The following is a 19,178-nucleotide window of genomic DNA, read 5'->3' on the forward strand; positions in this document are numbered from 1 at the left end:
CCGAAACTAGGCCTGCAGCGAGGCGGCCAGGCGGTTCAGACGCGCGAGGGCGTCGTCCTTGCCGAGGATCTGCATCGACTCGAACAGCGGCGGGGACACCTTGCGCCCGGAGACCGCAACGCGCAGCGGCCCGTAGGCGATGCGGGGCTTCAGCTCGAGGCCGGTGATGAGCGCGGCGCTGAGCGCCTCCTGCACCTGCTCGTGGGTCCATTCCGCTGCGGGAATACGATCGAGCGCGTCCACGGAGGCGGCGAGCACCTCTCCGGCGTTCGCGGGCAGCGAGGCGAGTGCCGCCTCGTCGTACTGCAGGCCCGCGGCATCCGTGAAAAGGAAGCCGAGCATGCCGGGCGCCTCGCCGAGCAGGGTGATGCGCTCCTGCACGAGCGGGGCGGCCTCGGCCAGCGTCGCGGCCTGGCTCGGGGTGAGCGGGGCGGTGAGGATGCCGGCAGCCTCGAGGTAGGGCACGGTGCGCGCCGCGAAGTCGACGACGTCGAGCATGCGGATGTGGTCGCCGTTGATCGACTCGGCCTTCTTCAGGTCGAAGCGAGCCGGGTTCGGGTTGACGTCCTCGATGTCGAAGGCGGCGATGAGCTCCGCGATGGAGAATACGTCGCGGTCGTGCGAGAGCGACCAGCCGAGCAGGGAGAGATAGTTGACCAGGCCCTCCGGGATGAAGCCGCGCTCCCGGTGGTGGAACAGGTTCGACTCCGGGTCGCGCTTGGAGAGCTTCTTGTTGCCGTCGCCCATGACGTAGGGCATGTGACCGAAGAGCGGCACGAAGGTCGTCACGCCGATGTCGATCAGCGCGTGGTAGAGCGCGATCTGACGCGGGGTGGAGGAGAGCAGGTCCTCGCCGCGGAGCACGTGCGTCACTCCCATCAGCGCGTCGTCGACGGGGTTGACCAGCGTGTAGAGCGGGGCGCCGTTCGGGCGCACCACGACGAAGTCGGTGAAGGAGCCGGCCGGGAAGGTGATCTCGCCGCGGACCAGGTCGGTGAAGGAGAGGTCGGTGTCCGGCACCCGCAGGCGCAGGGCGGGCTCGCGGCCCTCGGCGCGGAAGGCGGCGCGCTGCTCCTCGGTGAGGGTGCGGTCGAAGTTGTCGTAGCCGTGCTGGCGGGCGCGGCCGGCCGCGTCGTTGCGGGCGTCGATCTCCTCGGCGTTCGAGAAAGACTCGTAGACGTGGCCGGAGACCTTGAGCTTCTGGATCACCTCGAGGTAGAGGGAGGTGCGCTCCGACTGCCGGTACGGCTCGTGCGGGCCGCCGACGTTGACGCCCTCGTCCCAGTCGAGGTTCAGCCAGGTGAGCGCGTCAACGAGCTGGTGGAAGCTCTCCTCGCTGTCGCGGGCGGCATCCGTGTCCTCGATGCGGAAGATCAGCTTGCCGCCGGTGTGGCGCGCGTAGGCCCAGTTGAACAGGGCAGTGCGGACCATGCCGACGTGCGGCGTTCCGGTGGGCGAGGGGCAGAAGCGCACACGAACGTCGCTGCCGGTGGCGGTGGACCAGGGGTGATTTGCGTCAGACATCATGTCGATCTTAGCCGTCGTCGGCTGCAATATCCGTGGTCAGGGACCGACGCGGGTCAGGCGCGCACACTTTCCGGGTTTCGGCCGGTCGTCAGCTCGGCGAGCATCTGCAGGGTGGCCGCGATCGCCGGCACCTGCCGGGCCCCCGGGGTGCCGACCACGTGGATCGTGCGGAAGTTGCGCTTGCTCGTCGGCCGCACCACGACGCCGGCCGGCACCCCGGCCGACTCGATGGCGAGGGTCGGCAGCACGGCGACGCCGAGCCCGGCCGCAACCATGCTCATCACGGCGAGGAAGTTGTCGGTCTCGTAGCCGATCCGCGGCGTGAAGCCGCTGTCGTCGCAGAGCTCGAGCAGGTGGCCGCGGCAGCGCGGGCAGCCGGCGATCCACGCCTCGCCGGAGAGCTGGGAGACGTCGACGGTTCCGGATGCCGCGAGCGGGTGCCCGGCCGGCAGCACCAGCATCATCTCCTCCCGGCTGAGCGCCCGCACCGAGAGGCCGTGCGCGCTCTCGGTGTGCGGGTCGCCCCGGTCGCCCGGGTAGCTGAACGTGAGGGCGAGGTCGGCCCGGCTCTCGCGGACCGCTGCGACGGCCTCGGGCGGCTCGGCCTCGATGTAGCTGATGTTGATGCCGGGGTGCCGCTCGTTCATCGCGGCGAGCAGCCGCGGCACGATCGTCGGCGAGGCAGAGGGGAAGGCGGCCAGGCGCACCCGGCCGGAGCGGAGCCCGCTGAGCTCGGCGAGCTCGCCGGCCGCGGCGTCCAGCGCGCTGATCACGGGCAGGGCGTAGCGGGCCAGCACCTGGCCGGCCTCCGTGAGCCGCACCCCGCGGCCGACGCGCTCGATCGCCGGCATGCCGATGCGCGCCTCCAGCCGCTTGAGGTGCTGGCTGATCGCGGGCTGGCTGTAGCCGAGCGCCTCGGCCGCCGCGGTGATCGAACCGTGTTCGGCGATCGCGTTGACGACGCGCAGCGAGTGGGAGTCGAGGTCGAGGTCGTGCTCGAGTTCTGGTGGCCGCATGCGCTAATCATAATCCATCGTTATTGTTTGCATTGAATCACGCGCCTTGTTCAATATGTCGGGATCGATCAGGCTGGATGCATGCACAGCACGACCCTCGAAAACCCGACAACACTCGCCGAGGCGAGCGCGCTCTTCCGCGGCGGCCGGGGCTACCTCGGGGCGTGCACGATGGGGCTGCCGAGCAGCGACACCATTACCGCGACCCTCATCGACGCCGAGCGCTGGGCGCGCGGCGAGGCCACCGTCGGCGGCTACGCCGAGACGGTCGAGCGGGTGCGCGCCGGCTACGCGGGACTCGTCGGGGTGGGCGTCGACCGCGTGGCGATCGGAGCACAGGCCTCCGTGTTCACCGGCATGGTCGCGGCCGGGCTGCCGGACGGCGCCGAGGTGCTCTGCGTCGACGGCGACTTCAGCTCCATGGTCTTCCCGTTCCTCGGCCAGGAGCACCGCGGCGTGCGGGTGCGCCACGTCCCACTGGCCGAGCTGGCCGAGAGCGTGCGCCCGGGCACCGCGCTCGTCGTCTTCTCCCTGGTGCAGTCGGCATCCGGCGCCATCGCCGACGTCGCCGCCATCGCCGCCGCCGCACGGCGGCACGGTGCCCGCACGCTCTGCGACACCACGCAGGCGGCGGGATGGATGCCGGTGGATGCCGGCGCCTTCGACGCGACGATCTGCCACAGCTACAAGTGGCTCTGCGCCCCGCGCGGCGTGGCCTTCTTCACCGTCTCGGCGGCGTTCCAGAGCGAGCTGCGCCCCCTGCACACCGGCTGGTACGCCGGCGAGGACCCCCTCGCCGCCTGCTACGGCCCCACCATGGAGCTCGCTGCCAGTGCGCGCCGCTTCGACGCCTCCCCCGCCTGGCAGGCCTGGGTCGGCGCGGAGCCGGCGATCGAGCTGTTCCGCCGGCTCGACCTGGCGGCCGTGCGCGACCATGCCGTCGGGCTCGCCGACGCCTTCTGCGCCGGGCTCGGCATCGAGCCGCGCGGCCAGGCCATCGTGGCGTGGCCGGATGCCGACGGCGCCGCGCTCGGCGCCCTGACGGCGGCCGGGATTACCGCGTCCGGCCGTGCCGGCTGCGCGCGCGTCGCGTTCCACCTCTGGAACGACGGGGACGACGTCGCCGACGCGCTGCGCGCCCTCGGCCGGCTGTAGCCGAGCGCTCGACCACCCTCCTGCGCCGTAGCCGGTCAGCGGATGCGGTGCGGAATCCGTCCCGGTTCGGCCCGGATTCGCGGCGTGTCGGCCGCGGCATCCGCTGCCACACCCATGCCCGCCGCACCCGCGCCCGCCGGTGTCCGTCGCCGCCCGGTGCCGCCGACTGGCGCCCGCATTCGCGTCGCGGCACGCGAAAAGTCTCGCGGCCCTCGGTATATCGGGGGCCGCGGGACTTTTCGGGGGCCGCGAGAGCAGCGCGTCGAGCGGGAGAGCAGCGGGGCCGGGGTCGCTCCGGCCGCCGGTCCTCCCCGGTCCGAGAGGGCGACGCGAACCACACCCCGCGACAAGGTGCGCCCTCTCGCCAACTGCGCCGAGCAGAGGCGGGTCCAAGCGCTGGAGCGCAGCTACGCTGACCGCGTGCGGGCATACATTCACGGCACTGGGCGCCGAGGGCGCTCCGCGTGGCCGTTGGCCGCGGCCGAGGACTCAGTCTTCACTGAGCTCGACCCAACCGCTCCGCACGAAAGTGCGGCGGCTCTGTCTGTTCAGACCCCTGAAGGCTCCGCCCTGGTGGCGCACTCGACCGGCGCTGTTCCAGCCGTGCTTGCCGTCTCTCAGCGCCGGGTATCGATCGACGCTCTGGTGCTTGTGGAGCCCGCACTGTACGACGTGGCTCGTGGCGTTCCCGCGATCGAACGTCGCAACGAGGCGGTGACCCGAGCACGTGCCCTCGCGGCGGCAGGGGACCTGTTCGGATTCTGGTCGATTGTGCGCCCGATAATGCTCCGCGGGCTGGCAGAACGAACGGAGTGGGAATCAGAGCGGGCAGTGGCCGTGTGTCTTGCGTCGCTGGAACCGCCCTGGGGGCGCGCCATCTCCGGAGGCATGATCTCGGGAGTGCCCACCCTCGTCGTCACGGGCGGCTGGAACGTCGAGTATGAGGCCATCGCCTCACCACTGGTTGCGCACGGCGCAGAACATCGGCAGCTCAGAGGCTATGAGCATCGGCCGCAGGATCATCCGGACTTTGAAACGGTCGTGGAAGATTTCCTGAGTAGGCAACCGCGACGCCTGGGGGCTCCGGTCGATCGCGACAACTGGCTGCGGAAGCGATCCGCCCGCCGGCATCCGCATTCACGTCGCGGCACGCGAAAAGTCCCGCGGCCCTGGGCATATCGGGGGCCGCGGGACTTTTCGGGGGCCGCGAGCAGCGCGACCGAGGCGTTAGCCGAGCCGGATGACGGGGTTGCTCAGCGAGCCGATGCCCTCGACGGTGACGGTGGCGCGGTCTCCGTCTCGCACCGGGAAGGAGCGGCCGAGGCCGCCGGTGAGGATGACGTCGCCGGGCAGCAGTGTGAAGCAGCGGGAGAGGAACGCGACGGTCTCGGCCGCCGAGTGCCGCAGCAGCGCGGTGTCGCCGCTCTGCGCGAGCTCGCCGTTGACGCTGCCGCTGACCTCGACGCCCTCCATGTCGAACTCGGTCTCGATCACGGGCCCGAGCGGGCAGAATCCGTCGAAGCTCTTGGCCCTGGCGCTGTGGTCGTCGCTCTTCAGCAGGTCGACCGCGGTGAGGTCGTTGGCGACCGTGTAACCGAAGATCTTCGACTCGGCGTCCTCGACCGCCACGTTCTTGGCGATCTTGCCGATCACGATCGCGATCTCGGCCTCGCCGTGCACGTCGGTCGACGCGGCGGGCAACACGACGCGGTCGTTCGGCCCGACCACGGTCGTGTTCGGCTTGAGGAAGAACTGCGGCTCCAGGCGGCGGTCGAGGCCGCCCTCCTGGTCCTCCTTCTCCGACTCGCTCAGGTAGTAGCCCCGGCTCATGCCGATGACCTTGGACCTCGGGATGACGGGGGCCAGCAGCACGGCGTCGGCCAGCGGCACCCGCTCCCCCGTCGTGTCGAGGCCGCCGTACATGGGGTCGGCGGCGAGCACGACGAGGTCGCCCTCGTCGAGGATGCCGTAGGCGATGCGGGAGTCGTGGCTGAAGCGGGCGATCTTCACGAGGAGGACCTTTCGTGCGGTGGAGCGGGCGGCGCGACTACGCGTCGAGGCGGGTGAGCCAGCCGTGCTTGTCTGGGCGGCGGCCGTACTGGATGTCGGTGAGCTCCTCGCGCAGCGACATGGTCAGCTCTCCGGCGGGCGCGTCAGCGTCGCCGATCGTGACCTCGTTGTTGCGCAGCTGGGCGATCGGGGTGATCACCGCGGCGGTGCCGCAGGCAAACACCTCGGTGATGTCGCCGGATGCGACGCCCTCCTGCCATTCCGCGAGGGTGACGCGGCGCTGCTCCACCTGGAGCCCGCGGTCGCGGGCCAGCTGCAGCACCGAGTCGAGGGTGATGCCCTCGAGGATGCTGGGCGACTCCGGGGTGACGACGCGGCCGTCCTTGTACACGAGCACGACGTTCATGCCGCCGAGCTCCTCGAGGTACTTGCCCTCGGAGGAGTCGAGGAAGAGCACCTGGGCGCAGCCCTGCTTGTAGGCCTCGGCCTGCGGCAGCAGGCTGGAGGCGTAGTTGCCACCGGTCTTGGCTGCACCGGTTCCGCCGCGGCCGGCGCGGGCGTAGTCGGTGGAGAGCCAGATCGAGATCGGCTTGACGCCGCCGGGGAAGTAGGCGCCGGCCGGGCTGGCGATGACGTAGTAGGCGACCTTCTCGGCCGCGCGCACGCCGAGGAAGGCCTCCTTGGCGAACATGAACGGACGGATGTAGAGGCTCTCGTCCTCCTCCGACGGCACCCAGGCGGCATCCACGGCGATGAGCTGCCTGAGCGACTCGATGAAGTACTCGGTCGGCAGCTCGGGCAGGGCCAGGCGCCGGGCGGAGCGCTGCATGCGCGCCGCGTTGGCCTCGGGGCGGAACGTCCAGATGGAGCCGTCCTCGTGCCGGTAGGCCTTCATGCCCTCGAAGATGGTCTGCGAGTAGTGCAGCACGGCGGCGGCCGGGTCCAGCGGGATCGGGCCGTACGGCTGCACGCGCGGCCGGTGCCAGCCGCCCTTGACCGACCAACAGATGTCGACCATGTGGTCGGTGAAGTGGTTGCCGAAGCCGGGGTCCGCGAGGATATCGGCGCGGGCGGCATCCGAGGCACCCACGAGGTTGCGGGTCACGGCGAAGTCGAGCGGGGCTGCGGTGCTTTCGGTGTTGGTCATCGTTCGTCCTAGTCGATGGAGAGGGTGCTGACGATAGCGTCGCCGATGGCAGCGGTGGCGCGGGCCTCGCCCGTGCGTGCTGCGATGTCGGCGACGACCGCGCGGTTGACGTTCTCGGCTGCCGCGTCGAGGCCGAGGTGGGCCAGGAGGAGCGCGACGGAGAGGATCGCTGCGGTGGGGTCTGCCAGTTGCTTGCCGGCGATGTCCGGGGCCGATCCGTGGACCGGTTCGAACATGCTGGGGAACTGGCCGCTCGGGTTGATGTTGCCCGAGGCAGCGAGGCCGATGCCGCCGCTGATAGCTGCAGCCAGATCGGTGAGGATGTCGCCGAAGAGATTGTCTGTGACGATGACGTCAAATCTAGCAGGGTTCGAGACCAGGAAGATGGTGGCGGCGTCCACGTGCAGGTAGTCGACGGCCACGTCGGGGTACTCGGCGGCGACGGCGTTGACGGTGCGCTGCCAGAGCGAGCCGGCGAAGACCAGGACGTTGGTCTTGTGCACGAGGGTGAGCTTCTTGCGCGGGCGGGCGGATGCCACGGCGAAGGCGTGGCGCACGACGCGCTCGACGCCGAACGCGGTGTTGACCGAGACCTCGTTGGCGACCTCGTGCGGGGTGCCCTGGCGGATCGCGCCGCCGTTGCCGACGTACGGGCCCTCCGTGCCCTCGCGCACGACGACGAAATCGACGGCGCCGGGCTCGGCCAGCGGGCTGGCCACGCCGGGGTAGAGCACGCTCGGGCGGAGGTTCACGTAGTGGTCGAGGCTGAAGCGCAGCTTCAGCAGCAGCCCGCGCTCGATGTTGGCATTCGCCAGGCGCGGGTCGCCGGGAACGCCGCCGACGGCGCCGAGCAGGATCGCGTCGTGCTCCTTGATGCGCTCGAGGTCGGCGTCCGTCAGAACGTCGCCGGTCTCCAGGAACCGCGCGGCGCCGAGCGAGAAGTGCGTGGTGTCGAGTGTGACGTCGCTGCCGGCCGTTGCGGCATCCAGAACCTTGAGCGCCTCGGCGATGACCTCTGGACCAATCCCGTCACCGGGGATGACAGCAAGTTTCACGACACGGGACATTGCACTCCTTGACTAGGGCGAGGTGGGCCTTGCGGCACGACGACTGTTCCCAGCGTAGTACCGAGGCCCACCCCGATTGCGCCGTCGTCAACGCGCTTTGCGCAACATGACCAGGCCGATCACGGCCGCGGCCAGCACCAGCCCGGCGCCGATCCACGCGGCCAGGCCGACGCCGCTGTCGAAGGCGGCGCGGGCCGAGTCAAGCAGCGCCTGGCTGATGTCGACCGGCAGCTGCCCGGCGACGGCGACGGCGCCGCCCAGCGTCTCCCCCGCCGCAGCTTGCTGCGCGGCGGTGAGCCCGAGCGGCAGTTCGACGGCCGCCCGGTAGGAGGCGGTGAGGATGGTGCCGAGGATGGCGGTTCCGAGCACGGCGCCCAGCTCGTAGGCGGTCTCCGAGACGGCGGATGCCGCGCCGGCCTTGTTGGCGGGGACGCTCGTGAGGATCAGCTCGTTCGAGACGGTCTCCGCCGCGCCGATGCCGAGGCCCAGCGCGGTGAACGTGATGGCGATGCCGAGCGCGGAGATCTGCCCGCCGCTCAGCGCGATGGCCGCGTAGCCGCCGACGGAGATGAGCAGCGCGGCGGGAACCAGGCGCGACGGGCGCACCCGCTTGGCGATCGGCACGACGGCGAGGCCGGCGATGATCATCACGACGAGGCCGGGCACGAGGATCAGGCCGGCGTTCATCGGGGAGAGGCCGAGCACGAGCTGCAGGTGCTGGGAGACGAAGAACAGGCCGCCGACGAGGGCGATGACGCTGAACAGGTTGATCAGCACCGCGCCGCTGAACGCGCCGTGGCGGAACAGCTCTGGATCGAGCATGGGCGTCTCGAGCCGCTTCTGCCTGCGCACGAACAGGATGCCGGCTGCGAGGCCGATGAGCACGGCGGCGACGCCGATCAGGTCGAAGCCGCCCTCGGCGACGCGCTTGATGCCGAGCACGATGGGGAGCATGGTGAACAGCGAGAGCAGGATGCTGGGCACGTCGATCTTGCCCGGGTGCGGGTCGCGGGACTCCGGCACCAGCAGCGGCACGAGGATCAGCAGCGGCAGCAGCAGCGGCACGGCGATCAGGAACACGGAGCCCCAGTGGAAGTGCTCCAGCAGGAAGCCGCCGACGATCGGGCCGAGCGCACTGCCGGCCGCGAACCCGCTGGCCCAGATGGCGACCGCCAGCCGGCGCTGCTCGCGGTCGGTGAAGACCGAGCGGAGCAGCGAGAGAGTCGAGGGCATCAGCATGGCGCCGAAGAAGCCGAGCAGGGCGCGCGCGGCGATGAGGTACTCGATGCTCGGCGCGAATGCGGCCAGCACCGAGACGATGCCGAAGCCGGCCGAGCCGATCAGCAGCAGTTTGCGGCGGCCGATCCGGTCGCCGAGGCTGCCCATGGCGACGAGCAGGCCGGCCAGCATCAGCGGGTAGATGTCAATCATCCAGAGCAGCTGGGTGCCGCTCGGCTGAAGGGCCTCCGAGATGGCCGGCAGCGCGAAGTTCAGCACGGTGTTGTCGATCGAGACGAGGAGCACCGGCAGCATGAGCACGGCGAGCGCGACCCATTGCCGACGACTGCTGCGCGCGGGCTGCAGTGCAGTGGGCACAGATTGTGTGGCGGTGGGCGAAGTCACAGCTATCAACTCTTTCGGTGAGCGCGCGGCATCCGCGCACGGTCGTTCATTCAGGACTCGTACACTATACCGTCCAGCCGGTATAGTGACAACATGCCTCTCGACGACTCTCGCTACGCTGGAGCGGTGACCACCCCCTCCCCGACCCGCGACCGCCTGCTCGACGCCTTCGAAGCGCTCCTGATCGAGCAGGGCGAGAAGGCGGCGACCCTGGATGCCGTCGCGGCCCGGGCCGGGGTCTCCAAGGGCGGGCTGCTCTACCACTTCGGCTCCAAGGACGCCCTGGTCGACGGCCAGCTCGCCCGGATGGCCGCACTCGCCACCACCGACGTGGAGAACATCAGGAACGCGCCGGCGGGGCCCGTCGACTATCTGATCCGCACCTCGGTGAATGCGGGCACCCCGCTGGACCGGGCGATCATCGCCGCGGCCTGCCTGGCCCAGGGCACCCACCCGTCCGCGAACGAGGCGATTGCGGCGATGCGGGCACAGTGGCTCGCCGTGATCGAGGAGGCCGTCGGCGACCCGGATGTCGCCGAGGCGATCCTCCTGGTCAGCGACGGCCTCTACTACAACTCGGCCCTGGCCAACCCGATGCCCGCCGAGGCGCACGACCCGCACTCTCCCGAGTCGACGCAACAGATGGACCGGCTGCTCGCGGTGATCGCCAAGCTGCTGAAGTAGCGCCCGGCGTCCGCCTACGGGGCGATGCCGGCGAGCGCCGGCCGGAAGCCGAGGCGCGCGTTCTCGCAGCAGGCGGGCCGGCAGACGTCGAACCACGGGCCGACCGCGGTCATCGCCGGGCGCTCCGCCGCCGGGACGCCGTCTCGGCGCTCGAGCACGAGGTCGACGAGCCCGGAGACGTACGCGCGATGCGTTCCCGGGGTCGCCACCCGGATCATGCGCAGGCCGTTCTCAGCGGCCGTCTCGCGCGCCTCGTTGTCGAGATCCCACATGACCTCCATGTGGTCGCTGACGAAGCCGAGGGGCACCACGATCACCGCGCGGCGCCCCGCCGATGGCAGGTCGGCGATGGCGTCGTTGATGTCCGGCTCCAGCCACGGCGTGCTGGGGGCGCCGGAGCGGGACTGGTAGACGAGCTGCCACGGGATCGGGGCGGACGGCGCCCCCGCGGAGCGCTCGGCCCTGCGCTGTTCGACCGCGAGCATCACGACCTCCGCGACGGCATTGTGCTGGGCGGCGTAGGCGCCGCCGTGGCCGTAGTCGCGATCCCGCGGGCCGGAGCGCTCGGCATCCGCCGTGGGGATCGAGTGCGTGGCGAACAGCACCTCGACGCGCCCACCGAGGCCGGCCGTGCCGAGCTCGGCCTCGAGAGTGTCGACCGCCTCGTCGACGCCCTCGATGAATGGCGTGACGAACCCCGGGTGGTCGAAGAACTGCCGCACCTTGTCGATGGTGATCTCCCCGTGGGTTCCGCTGGCGTCGAGTGCGCCCCAGAGGTCCTCGCGATACTGGCGGCAGCTGGAGTAGGACGAGTAGGCGCTGGTGGCGATCGCGATCAAGGAGGTGAAACCGCGCTCCTTCGCCTCGTCGAGGGCCTCGCCGAGATAGGGGGTCCAGTTACGGTTGCCCCAGAGCACGGGCAGATCGATGCCGCGGCGGTCGAGCTCTTCCTCGAGTGCGGCCTTCAGTTGGCGGTTGTGGTCGTTGATCGGGCTGACGCCGCCGAAGTGGCGGTAGTGCGTCGCGACTTCTTCCAGTCGTTCCTCCGGGATTCCGCGGCCTCTGGTGACGTTGCGCAGGAAGGGGATGACGTCGTCCTGGCCCTCCGGCCCGCCGAAGCCCGCCAGCAGGATCGCGTCGTAGCGCACCGGTGCCTCGACATGTTCCGCCCCGCCCGCTGCCGCTGCGCTCGCGCCGATCACCGGAGGGGTGTGCTCACTGTTTTCCATTTGCGTCTCCATCACACTCAACGAATTATCTAGCTTGGCTAGTAAATAACGTAACATGGAGAGTGGGCGGAAAAGGTCCGTCCGCGAGAGGCAGCCATGCAGGAGCAGCGCAGCGTTCTGGTGTTGGGCGGGACGGGGTATATCGGCGGGCGACTGGTTCCCCGACTCCTCGAGCACGGCCACCGGGTGCGAGTGCTCGCCCGCTCGGCGGGCAAGCTCGCCGAGGTGCCCTGGCGTGAGGACGTCGAGGTGGTGGAGGGCGATCTGCTGAGCCCCGCCGACGTCGCGGCGGCCTGTGCGGGCATCGACGTCGTCGTCTACCTGGTGCACTCCCTCTCGGCCAGCGGCTCGTTCGAGCAGACCGAGTTGCAGACGGCCGGCAACGTGGCACGGGCGGCACGGGCGGCCGGCGTTCAACGCATCGTGTACCTCGGCGGGCTGCACCCCGATTCCGCGGAGTTGTCGAGGCACCTGGCCTCGCGCAAGGCCGTCGGCGATCTGTTCCTGGCATCCGGGGTGCCGACCATCGCGCTGCAGGCCGGCATCGTGATCGGCTCCGGCTCGGCCTCCTTCGAGATGATCCGGCACCTGACCGAGGTGCTGCCGTACATGCCGGCCCCGCGCTGGGTGCGCAACAAGGTGCAGCCGATCGCCGTGCGCGACGTGCTGCACTACCTGCTCGGCGCGGTCGAGGTCGCCGGCGCGATCAACCGCACGTTCGACATCGGCGGCCCGGACGTGCTGCGCTACGGGCAGATGATGAACGGCTACGCGGTGGAGGCCGGGCTGCCGCAGCGGCCGATCGCGGCCCTGCCCGTGTTCACACCGTGGCTCGCCTCGCAGTGGGTGAACCTGGTGACGCCGATCCCGCGTCGCCTGGCCGTGCCCATCATCGAGTCGCTGCAGTACGACTGCGTCGTGCGCGAGCACGACATCGACGCGCTCATCCCGCCGCCGCCCGGCGGGCTCACCGGCTACCGGCAGGCGGTGCGACTCGCGCTGGCGAAGATGCGGGCGGGCGAGGTGGAGACCTCCTGGCACGGGGCCAGCTTGGATGACGCGCCGGCGGACGCGCTGCCGAGCGACCCGGACTGGGCCGGCCACACCGTGTTCATTGATGAGAAGAGCCGGGAGACGTCCGCGGGCATCGACGACCTCTGGTCGGTGATCGAGGGCATCGGCGGCGAGAACGGCTGGTACTCCTTCCCGCTGGCGTGGGCGGTGCGCGGCTGGCTGGACAAGCTCGTCGGCGGCGTCGGCCTGAGCCGCGGGCGGCGCGACACGGCGCGGCTGCAGACCGGCGAGGCCCTGGACTTCTGGCGGGTGGAGCACATCGAGCGCGGCCGCCGGCTGCGCCTGCGCGCCGAGATGCGGATGCCGGGCCGGGGCTGGCTCGAGCTGGAGACGGCGGATGACGGCGGACGCCGCCGCTACCGGCAGCGGGCCGTCTACTTCCCGCAGGGCCTGGCCGGGCGTCTGTACTGGTACGCCCTCGTGCCCTTCCACGGCGCGATCTTCTCCGGAATGGCCAACCGAATCGTGCTGGAGGCCGAGGCGCGCACCCGCAGACGCACGGAACACCGCTCCTGAAACGAGCATGGCCGGGGGCGTGAAGCCCCCGGCCATGCTCGGATGATGCGGAGTCGGACTAGCCGAGCGCCTCGACGACCTCGGAGATGGCGACGGGGGTGCGCTCCCCCGTGCGGCGGTCCCAGATCTCGACGACGCCCTCGGCGACGCCGCGGCCGGCGATGATGATGGTCGGCACGCCGATCAGCTCGGCGTCGCCGAACTTCACGCCGGGCGAGACCTTGGGCCGGTCGTCGAAGAGGACGTCCTTGCCGGCGGCCTCGAGCGCCGCGGCGACGGTCTCCGCCGCTTCGAACACGGCGGCGTCGCGGCCTGTGGCCACGACGTGCACGTCGAACGGTGCGACCGTCTTCGGCCAGATCAGGCCGTTCTCGTCGTTGTTGAGCTCGGCGATGATCGCGAGGATGCGGGTGACGCCGATGCCGTAGGAGCCCATCGTGACGGTGACGAGCTTGCCGTTCTCGTCGAGCACCTTGAGGCCGAGGGCCTCCGCGTACTTGCGGCCGAGCTGGAAGACGTGGCCGATCTCCATGCCGCGGGCGAGCTCGACCGGGCCGGAGCCGTCCGGTGCCGGGTCGCCGGCGAGAACCTCTGCGGCCTCGACGGTGCCGTCGGCGGTGAAGTCGCGCCCGGCGACGAGGCCGAAGACGTGGTGGCCGTGCTCGTTGGCGCCGGTGATCCAGCCGCTGCCGCTGACGACGCGGGGGTCGAGCAGGTAGCGGATGCCGGTGCTGCTCGGATTCTCCTCGTCCGCGCCGAGCACGGGGCCGGCGGCCGACCACGGGCCGATGTACCCCTTGACCAGGCCCGGGTTGGCCTTGAAGTCATCCTCGTTGGCGGGCTCGACCTCGGCCGGGGCGAAGGCCGCCTCCGCGCGCTTCTGGTCGACCTCGCGGTCGCCGGGCAGGCCGACGACGACGAGCTCGCGGGTGCCGTCCGGGTAGCGGAGGGCCAGCACGACGTTCTTCAGGGTGTCGGCGGCCGTCCACAGGCGGCCGTCCGGGCGCGGGTGGTTCGCGTTCGCGCTGTCCACCAGCGTCTGAATGGTGGCGGTGTCCGGCGTCGGCAGCACCTCTGCGGGGGTCAGTCCCTCGAAGGAGCGGGGCTCGGGGGCCAGCGTCGTGAACGCCTCGACGTTGGCGGCGTAGCCGCCGGCCGAGCGCACGAAGGTGTCCTCGCCGATCGGGGTCGGGTGCAGGAACTCCTCGCTCTTGGAGCCGCCCATCGCGCCGGCATCCGCCTTCACGATGACGTACTCGAGGCCGAGCCGGGTGAAGATGCGCTCGTAGGCGTCGCGCTGAGCCTGGTAGCTCTTGTCGAGGCCGGCATCCGTGTAGTCGAAGGAGTAGGCGTCCTTCATGGTGAACTCGCGGCCGCGCAGCAGGCCGGCACGGGGGCGTGCCTCGTCGCGGTACTTGTCCTGGATCTGGTACAGCGAGAGCGGCAGGTCCTTGTAGGAGTTGTAGAGGTCCTTCACGAGCAGCGTGAACGCCTCCTCGTGGGTGGGCGCGAGGAGCATGTCGGAGCCCTTGCGGTCCTTGAGGCGGAACAGCCCGTCGCCGTACTCCTCCCAGCGGCCGGTGATCTCAAACGGCTCGCGCGGCAGCAGCGCGGGGAAGTGCACCTCGTGCGCCCCGGCGTTGTTCATCTCCTCGCGGATGATGCGCTCGATCTTCTCCTTGACGCGCAGGCCCAGCGGCAGCCACGCGAACACTCCTGGCGCCTGTCGGCGAATGTAGCCGGCCCGCACGAGGAGGCGGTGGCTGGTGACCTCTGCGTCAGAGGGGTCTTCGCGAAGGGTTCGGAGGAAATAGTTCGAGAGGCGTGTAATCACAGCGTCTACTTTATCGCCCGGGCCCCGGGCGCGTGTCCCGACAGCCCTAGGCTGGGCGCATGCCGGCCCGCCGCCCCCACATTGCCGCATCCGCCGCCCAGACGGAGCTCGCCTCCTCCCTGGCGGCGCTGCGGGTCGCCCTCGAGCTGCCTGGCGCGTTTCCCGCGGATGCCACGGCCGAGGCGGAGCGGGCTGCGGCGAGCGCCGCACTGCGGCTTGCTCCCCCGGGTGTTGTCGACCTGACGGCGGTTCTCGACCTGACCGCGGTCGAGTTCGTCACGATCGACCCGCCGGGCACGACCGACCTCGACCAGGCGCTGCACATCGGGCGCTCCCCCGACGCCGACGCCGGCTGGCGGGTGCGCTACGCGATCGCGGACCTGCCCGCGCTCGTCTCCCCCGGCGGCGCCGTCGATCGGGAGGCGCGCCGCCGCGGCCAGACGCTCTACGCCGCCGACGGCCGCATCCCCCTGCACCCGCCGGCGATCAGCGAGGGCGCCGGATCGCTGCTGCCGGATGCAACCCGCACCGCCTTCGTCTGGGACTTCACGCTCGACGGGCACGGCGAGGTGCAGCGCGTGAGCGTGGGGCGGGCGCTCGTGCGCTCCCGCGCCCGGCTGAGCTACGCGGAGGCGCAGGCCGCCATCGACGCCGGCACCGCGCCGGAATCGCTGGCGCTGCTTCCGGGTGTCGGCCGCGCCCGCCTCGAGCTGGAGCGGCTGCGCGGCGGCGCCAGCCTGAATTCTCCGGACGAGGAGATCGTGCTCGGCCCGGACGGGTACCGGGTGGAACGGCGCCGGCCGCTGCCGGTCGAGGAGTGGAACGCGCAGCTCTCGCTGATGACGGGCATGGCCGCGGCCAACATCATGGTGCAGGGCGGGGTCGGCATCCTGCGCACCATGCCGGCGCCGGGCGAGGAGGATTTCGCGGACTTCCGGCGGCAGACCGCCGCGCTCGGGCTGCCCTGGCCGGCGGGGCAGCACTACGGCGACTACCTGCGGGGCCTGGCACGGGAGAACCCGGCCGCGCTGGCCGTGTTGCAGGCCGCGACCAGCCTGTTCCGCGGTGCCGGCTACCTGCCATTCGACGTCGAACGCGGGATGCCGGCCCCGGCAGACCCGGTGCAGGCGGCGATCGCAGCGCCCTATGCGCACGCGACGGCGCCGCTCCGCCGCCTCGTCGACCGGTGGAGCCTCGTCATCTGCGCCGCGCTCTCGGCCGGCGAGCCGGTGCCGGACTGGGCCAGGGAGTCGCTCGCGCAGCTGCCGGCCATCATGGGAGCCAGCGCTCGGCTCGCCGCCGAGCTGGACGCCGCCTCGCTGAACCGGGTGGAGGCGGCCATGCTCCGCGGCAGCGTCGGAGAGCGCTTCCCGGCGACGGTGCTCTCGCTCCGCGGCGAGCGCGCCCGCATCCAGCTGACCGAACCCGTCGTGACGGCGGAGTGCGCGGCGCCGCGGCATCCGTCGCCCGGCTCGGTCATCACCGTCGTGCTGCGCTCGGCGGACATCGCCACGGGCAGCGTGGCCTTCGAAGCGGTGTGACGCCGCTCCTCGACCTGCGGGCGGCGGCTCGCTAGGCTCTGGCCATGACCGAGACGCAGAGCAGCGTTCGACCCGCCACCGATGTGCGCCGTGCCTGGACGATCGGCGGGTCGTTGCTCATCGCCGCCACGCTGTTTAGTCTCGCCTGGTGGCCCGTGCTGCTGCCGGGCGAGGCCGTCGGTCCGATCAGCACGGCCGCACACGCCCTCGCGCTGCTGATCTTCGCCTTCGGCCTCGGCGGCACAGGCAGCGTCACGGCGCGGCGACCGCTCGGCACGGCTGCCCTGGCGGCGTTCGCGGTGTTGCTGGTTGCCTCCCAGGTGTTCTGGCGCACCCTCGGCACGGGCAACGACCTCGCCGGGCTGTGGATGGAGCTGCGCCTCGTCGACTCCTTCGTCCAGTTCGTGGTGGCCGCCATCGCCGTCATCCAGATCGCCCGGGCCGGTGTCGTGCCGCGGCCGTGGAGTTGGGCCCCGGGCTGGGTGCTCGCGGCTCTCGCCGCCGTGTGGCTGCTCAGCCAGCTCATCCTCGTGAACATCGGCGCCGGGCGCGGCCCCAATCCGGACGCGCAGACGATCGCGCTGATGCTCAGCTCGCTGGACGCGCTCCTCCGCGCCGTCGGCCCCGTCTTCCTCGGTGTTGTCGCGATCGTGCTCGGCGATCGCTCGGCCCGACCGACGCACACGGTGATGCCCGAATCGTGACGCCGACGACCAGCCGGCTTTCGGGCCGCGCCCACTGCTGGCAACCCCTTATTTGCTGCCCCACTCGACGCGGATCTCGTTGTCTGGCGACGATGTGATCTGACGACGATCCGTCCCGTCAGACCGGGACGTGTGTAGATGTCTGCCGTGAAACCGGAGCTGGTGCCGGAATATGCGACGTGACTGCCATCGGGCGACCACACCGGACCGAAGAGGAATGTGCCATCCTGCTCGATGCTCGCACCCTCTTTCCCGGCGGAGTCCAGCATGACGATGCGCCCGCCTGCCGACGTCAAGATGGTCATCCCGTCGGGAGAGTAGCGACCGGGGTCTTCGACATCGAGATCCGAGAAGGGCGTCGCATCACCGCCAGCGGTCGGCACCACCAGCAAGGGTCCGGGGTTCTCTTCCGTGGTGCGCTTGAACACGAACTCGGCGCCATCGGGCGAGTAGTCGCCCACCAGATCAGACAGGCCCGCTGGCGTGCTGGTCAGACGAACCAGCCCTCCGCCATCCGACGAATTGACGGTGTAAAGGCCGTTCCTCGAGGCGTCCGCGTCGTCCCACCCCTCGCAAGCCAGCCGCGCGTCGTCGGGCGACCACACCGTGCACGCCATGTTCAGGCTGGGGTCGGGGATGTCGAGGATCCGCTCGACGGTGCCATCGGGGGCGAGTATCGCGCTCCCGATCCGGCCATCCGGCAGCACGATCGTGACGGCGATATCGTCGCCGGACCTCGACCATCGGCCGCCACCCTCACTGCCCTGCATGGGAATCGTCGTCTCCTTGCTGCCGTCTGGCCGAGAGGTGTGGGTGCTGAGGAATGTGTGGGAAGCCTCGTCGAAGCGCGAGAACAGAAGATGACCGGACAGCGTCGAGTCTCCAGTCGCCGACACGACCGGGCTGTGCGGTGACGCCTCCGTCGTGGGGCCTCCCTCGCCCACCGGGTTCGCGTCACCCGAACTGCCTGAGGAACAGCCCGTCAGAACACACAGGCTGCACAAGCTCACCACGATGTACCTGCGACGAAAGCCCATGAGTGCACGCCCTCTCAGTCAGGCTGGTCAGCGGCGACCGCTGGACGCAACCCATCGGCGTCCCGAGAATGCCCGCACGACAAGGGACCGGCATTGCTCACGTCACCTGAATTCCATCGTCCGCCGCCGTGCGCACGTTGTCCAGCGCACGTTGTCCAGCGCGGGCGAGACGGTGGGAGTCTCGCTTCTCGCCGCCCGGCTGCTCGGCCTCGTCCGGGGGTCGGTGCTGCTTCCGGAGGCCCCGGACGGCCTCCGTGGCAAGGCACTGTTCTCCGCTGCTGTTCATCTGCGCGTGCGGCGTGGGCGCTCGCATCGCCGACCCCTCTTCCTCGAGGTTGTCGCTGTCGTGCTCGGCGACTACTCGGCCCGCACCGCTCGCACGGCAATGTCCGAATCCCGCTAACCGGGAGGCGCGAAACGTGTCACGCTAGAGGCATGACACAGGCGGCGGCACTGCGAGAGACGGCGCGGGAGACAACGCGGGAGACAACGCGGGAGACGGCGCTCTTCGCCGAGCGCTACCGCGCCATGAGCGCGCGGGACGCCCGCTTCGACGGTCAGTTCATCACCGGCGTGCACTCCACCGGCATCTACTGCCGGCCGAGCTGCCCGGCGACGACGCCGAAGGCCGTGAACGTCTCCTTCTACCTGACGGCCGCCGCTGCCCACGAGGCCGGCTTGCGCGCCTGCAAGCGGTGCCTGCCGGATGCCGTGCCCGGCTCCCCGGAGTGGAATGTGCGCGACGACCTCGCCGCCCGCGCCATGCGCCTGATCGCGGACGGAGAGGTGGAGCGGAGCGGGGTGCCCGGCCTCGCCGCCCGGCTCGGCTACACGCCGCGCCACCTCGGCCGGGTGCTGCAGCAGGAGCTCGGCGCCGGCCCGCTCGCCCTGGCCAGGGCGCAGCGCGCGCAGACGGCCCGCGAGCTGCTCGTGAACACGCAGCTGCCGCTCACCGACATCGCGTTCGCAGCCGGCTTCGGCAGCATCCGGCAGTTCAACGAGACGGTGGCGGCC

General features: G+C 70.8%; 14 protein-coding genes. 6 read left to right on the top strand and 8 right to left on the bottom strand.

What is annotated here, in order from left to right; all coding sequences use genetic code 11:
• Positions 1-6 precede the first annotated feature (6 nt).
• On the bottom strand, positions 7-1,524 hold the full coding sequence (gene gltX, locus GY24_RS08220) for a glutamate--tRNA ligase (RefSeq protein ID WP_104475210.1): 1,518 nt from the start codon (positions 1,522-1,524) through the stop codon (positions 7-9).
• A gap of 56 nt (positions 1,525-1,580) precedes the next feature.
• On the bottom strand, positions 1,581-2,543 hold the full coding sequence (locus GY24_RS08225; protein WP_104475194.1) for a LysR family transcriptional regulator: 963 nt from the start codon (positions 2,541-2,543) through the stop codon (positions 1,581-1,583).
• An 81-nt stretch (positions 2,544-2,624) separates the two neighbouring features.
• Between GY24_RS08225 and GY24_RS08230 the strand changes: the two genes are divergently transcribed.
• On the top strand, positions 2,625-3,698 hold the full coding sequence (locus tag GY24_RS08230; RefSeq protein WP_193953541.1) for an aminotransferase class V-fold PLP-dependent enzyme: 1,074 nt from the start codon (positions 2,625-2,627) through the stop codon (positions 3,696-3,698).
• Between the two features lie 1,227 nt (positions 3,699-4,925).
• On the opposite strand, the gene GY24_RS08235 is transcribed toward GY24_RS08230, so the two are convergent.
• The 4 genes from GY24_RS08235 to GY24_RS08250 all read right to left on the bottom strand — a co-directional run bounded on the left by GY24_RS08235 (position 4,926) and on the right by GY24_RS08250 (position 9,518).
• Positions 4,926-5,708 (bottom strand): fumarylacetoacetate hydrolase family protein, encoded by a 783-nt coding sequence (locus tag GY24_RS08235; RefSeq protein ID WP_104475195.1) that lies wholly within the window; start codon positions 5,706-5,708, stop codon positions 4,926-4,928.
• Between the two features lie 37 nt (positions 5,709-5,745).
• Positions 5,746-6,855: a branched-chain amino acid aminotransferase gene (locus GY24_RS08240; protein WP_104475196.1), complete on the bottom strand. Its 1,110-nt coding sequence runs from the start codon at positions 6,853-6,855 to the stop codon at positions 5,746-5,748.
• An 8-nt stretch (positions 6,856-6,863) separates the two neighbouring features.
• Positions 6,864-7,922 carry a 3-isopropylmalate dehydrogenase gene (locus tag GY24_RS08245; RefSeq protein ID WP_104475197.1) on the bottom strand — a complete coding sequence of 353 codons (1,059 nt, stop codon included), beginning with the start codon at positions 7,920-7,922 and terminating at the stop codon, positions 6,864-6,866.
• 87 nt (positions 7,923-8,009) lie between these two features.
• Positions 8,010-9,518 (bottom strand): MFS transporter, encoded by a 1,509-nt coding sequence (locus GY24_RS08250; RefSeq protein WP_233279270.1) that lies wholly within the window; start codon positions 9,516-9,518, stop codon positions 8,010-8,012.
• A gap of 153 nt (positions 9,519-9,671) precedes the next feature.
• Here GY24_RS08250 and GY24_RS08255 point away from each other — a divergent pair, with 153 nt between their 5' ends.
• Positions 9,672-10,229, top strand: a complete 558-nt coding sequence (locus GY24_RS08255; protein WP_233279271.1) for a TetR/AcrR family transcriptional regulator — start codon at positions 9,672-9,674, stop codon at positions 10,227-10,229.
• 14 nt (positions 10,230-10,243) lie between these two features.
• Here GY24_RS08255 and GY24_RS08260 read toward each other — a convergent pair whose 3' ends face one another.
• Positions 10,244-11,458 (bottom strand): ferrochelatase, encoded by a 1,215-nt coding sequence (locus GY24_RS08260; RefSeq protein ID WP_104475199.1) that lies wholly within the window; start codon positions 11,456-11,458, stop codon positions 10,244-10,246.
• A gap of 96 nt (positions 11,459-11,554) precedes the next feature.
• Between GY24_RS08260 and GY24_RS08265 the strand changes: the two genes are divergently transcribed.
• A complete protein-coding gene (locus GY24_RS08265; protein WP_104475200.1) occupies positions 11,555-13,048 on the top strand; it encodes an SDR family oxidoreductase in 1,494 nt (497 codons plus the stop codon).
• Between the two features lie 58 nt (positions 13,049-13,106).
• Here the strand turns inward: GY24_RS08265 and GY24_RS08270 are convergent, their stop codons facing one another.
• Positions 13,107-14,882, bottom strand: a complete 1,776-nt coding sequence (locus GY24_RS08270; RefSeq protein ID WP_104475201.1) for a proline--tRNA ligase — start codon at positions 14,880-14,882, stop codon at positions 13,107-13,109.
• A gap of 59 nt (positions 14,883-14,941) precedes the next feature.
• On the opposite strand from GY24_RS08270, the gene GY24_RS08275 reads away from it, so the two are divergent.
• The 3 genes from GY24_RS08275 to GY24_RS08290 all read left to right on the top strand — a co-directional run.
• Complete coding sequence (locus GY24_RS08275; RefSeq protein ID WP_104475202.1) at positions 14,942-16,423, top strand: RNB domain-containing ribonuclease; 1,482 nt, start codon at positions 14,942-14,944, stop codon at positions 16,421-16,423.
• Positions 16,424-16,467: 44 nt separating this feature from the next.
• Positions 16,468-17,127, top strand: a complete 660-nt coding sequence (locus tag GY24_RS08280) for a hypothetical protein (protein WP_104475203.1) — start codon at positions 16,468-16,470, stop codon at positions 17,125-17,127.
• 1,565 nt (positions 17,128-18,692) lie between these two features.
• A partial coding sequence (locus GY24_RS08290; protein WP_233279272.1) for a bifunctional transcriptional activator/DNA repair enzyme AdaA occupies positions 18,693-19,178 on the top strand: 486 nt, incomplete at its 3' end.

Origin of the sequence: Microterricola pindariensis (assembly GCF_002936985.1) — a bacterium.
Taxonomy (GTDB): Bacteria; Actinomycetota; Actinomycetes; order Actinomycetales; family Microbacteriaceae; genus Microterricola; species Microterricola pindariensis.

Excerpts from the sequence above, each read along its gene's own strand:
- GY24_RS08230 (WP_193953541.1), top strand. The coding sequence starts at position 2,625 with ATGCACAGCACGACCCTCGAAAACCCGACAACACTCGCCGAGGCGAGC.
- GY24_RS08240 (WP_104475196.1), bottom strand. The coding sequence starts at position 6,855 with ATGACCAACACCGAAAGCACCGCAGCCCCGCTCGACTTCGCCGTGACC.
- GY24_RS08260 (WP_104475199.1), bottom strand. The coding sequence starts at position 11,458 with ATGGAAAACAGTGAGCACACCCCTCCGGTGATCGGCGCGAGCGCAGCG.
- GY24_RS08225 (WP_104475194.1), bottom strand. The coding sequence starts at position 2,543 with ATGCGGCCACCAGAACTCGAGCACGACCTCGACCTCGACTCCCACTCG.
- gltX (WP_104475210.1), bottom strand. The coding sequence starts at position 1,524 with ATGTCTGACGCAAATCACCCCTGGTCCACCGCCACCGGCAGCGACGTT.
- GY24_RS08265 (WP_104475200.1), top strand. The coding sequence starts at position 11,555 with ATGCAGGAGCAGCGCAGCGTTCTGGTGTTGGGCGGGACGGGGTATATC.
- GY24_RS08280 (WP_104475203.1), top strand. The coding sequence starts at position 16,468 with ATGACCGAGACGCAGAGCAGCGTTCGACCCGCCACCGATGTGCGCCGT.
- GY24_RS08245 (WP_104475197.1), bottom strand. The coding sequence starts at position 7,922 with ATGTCCCGTGTCGTGAAACTTGCTGTCATCCCCGGTGACGGGATTGGT.
- GY24_RS08275 (WP_104475202.1), top strand. The coding sequence starts at position 14,942 with ATGCCGGCCCGCCGCCCCCACATTGCCGCATCCGCCGCCCAGACGGAG.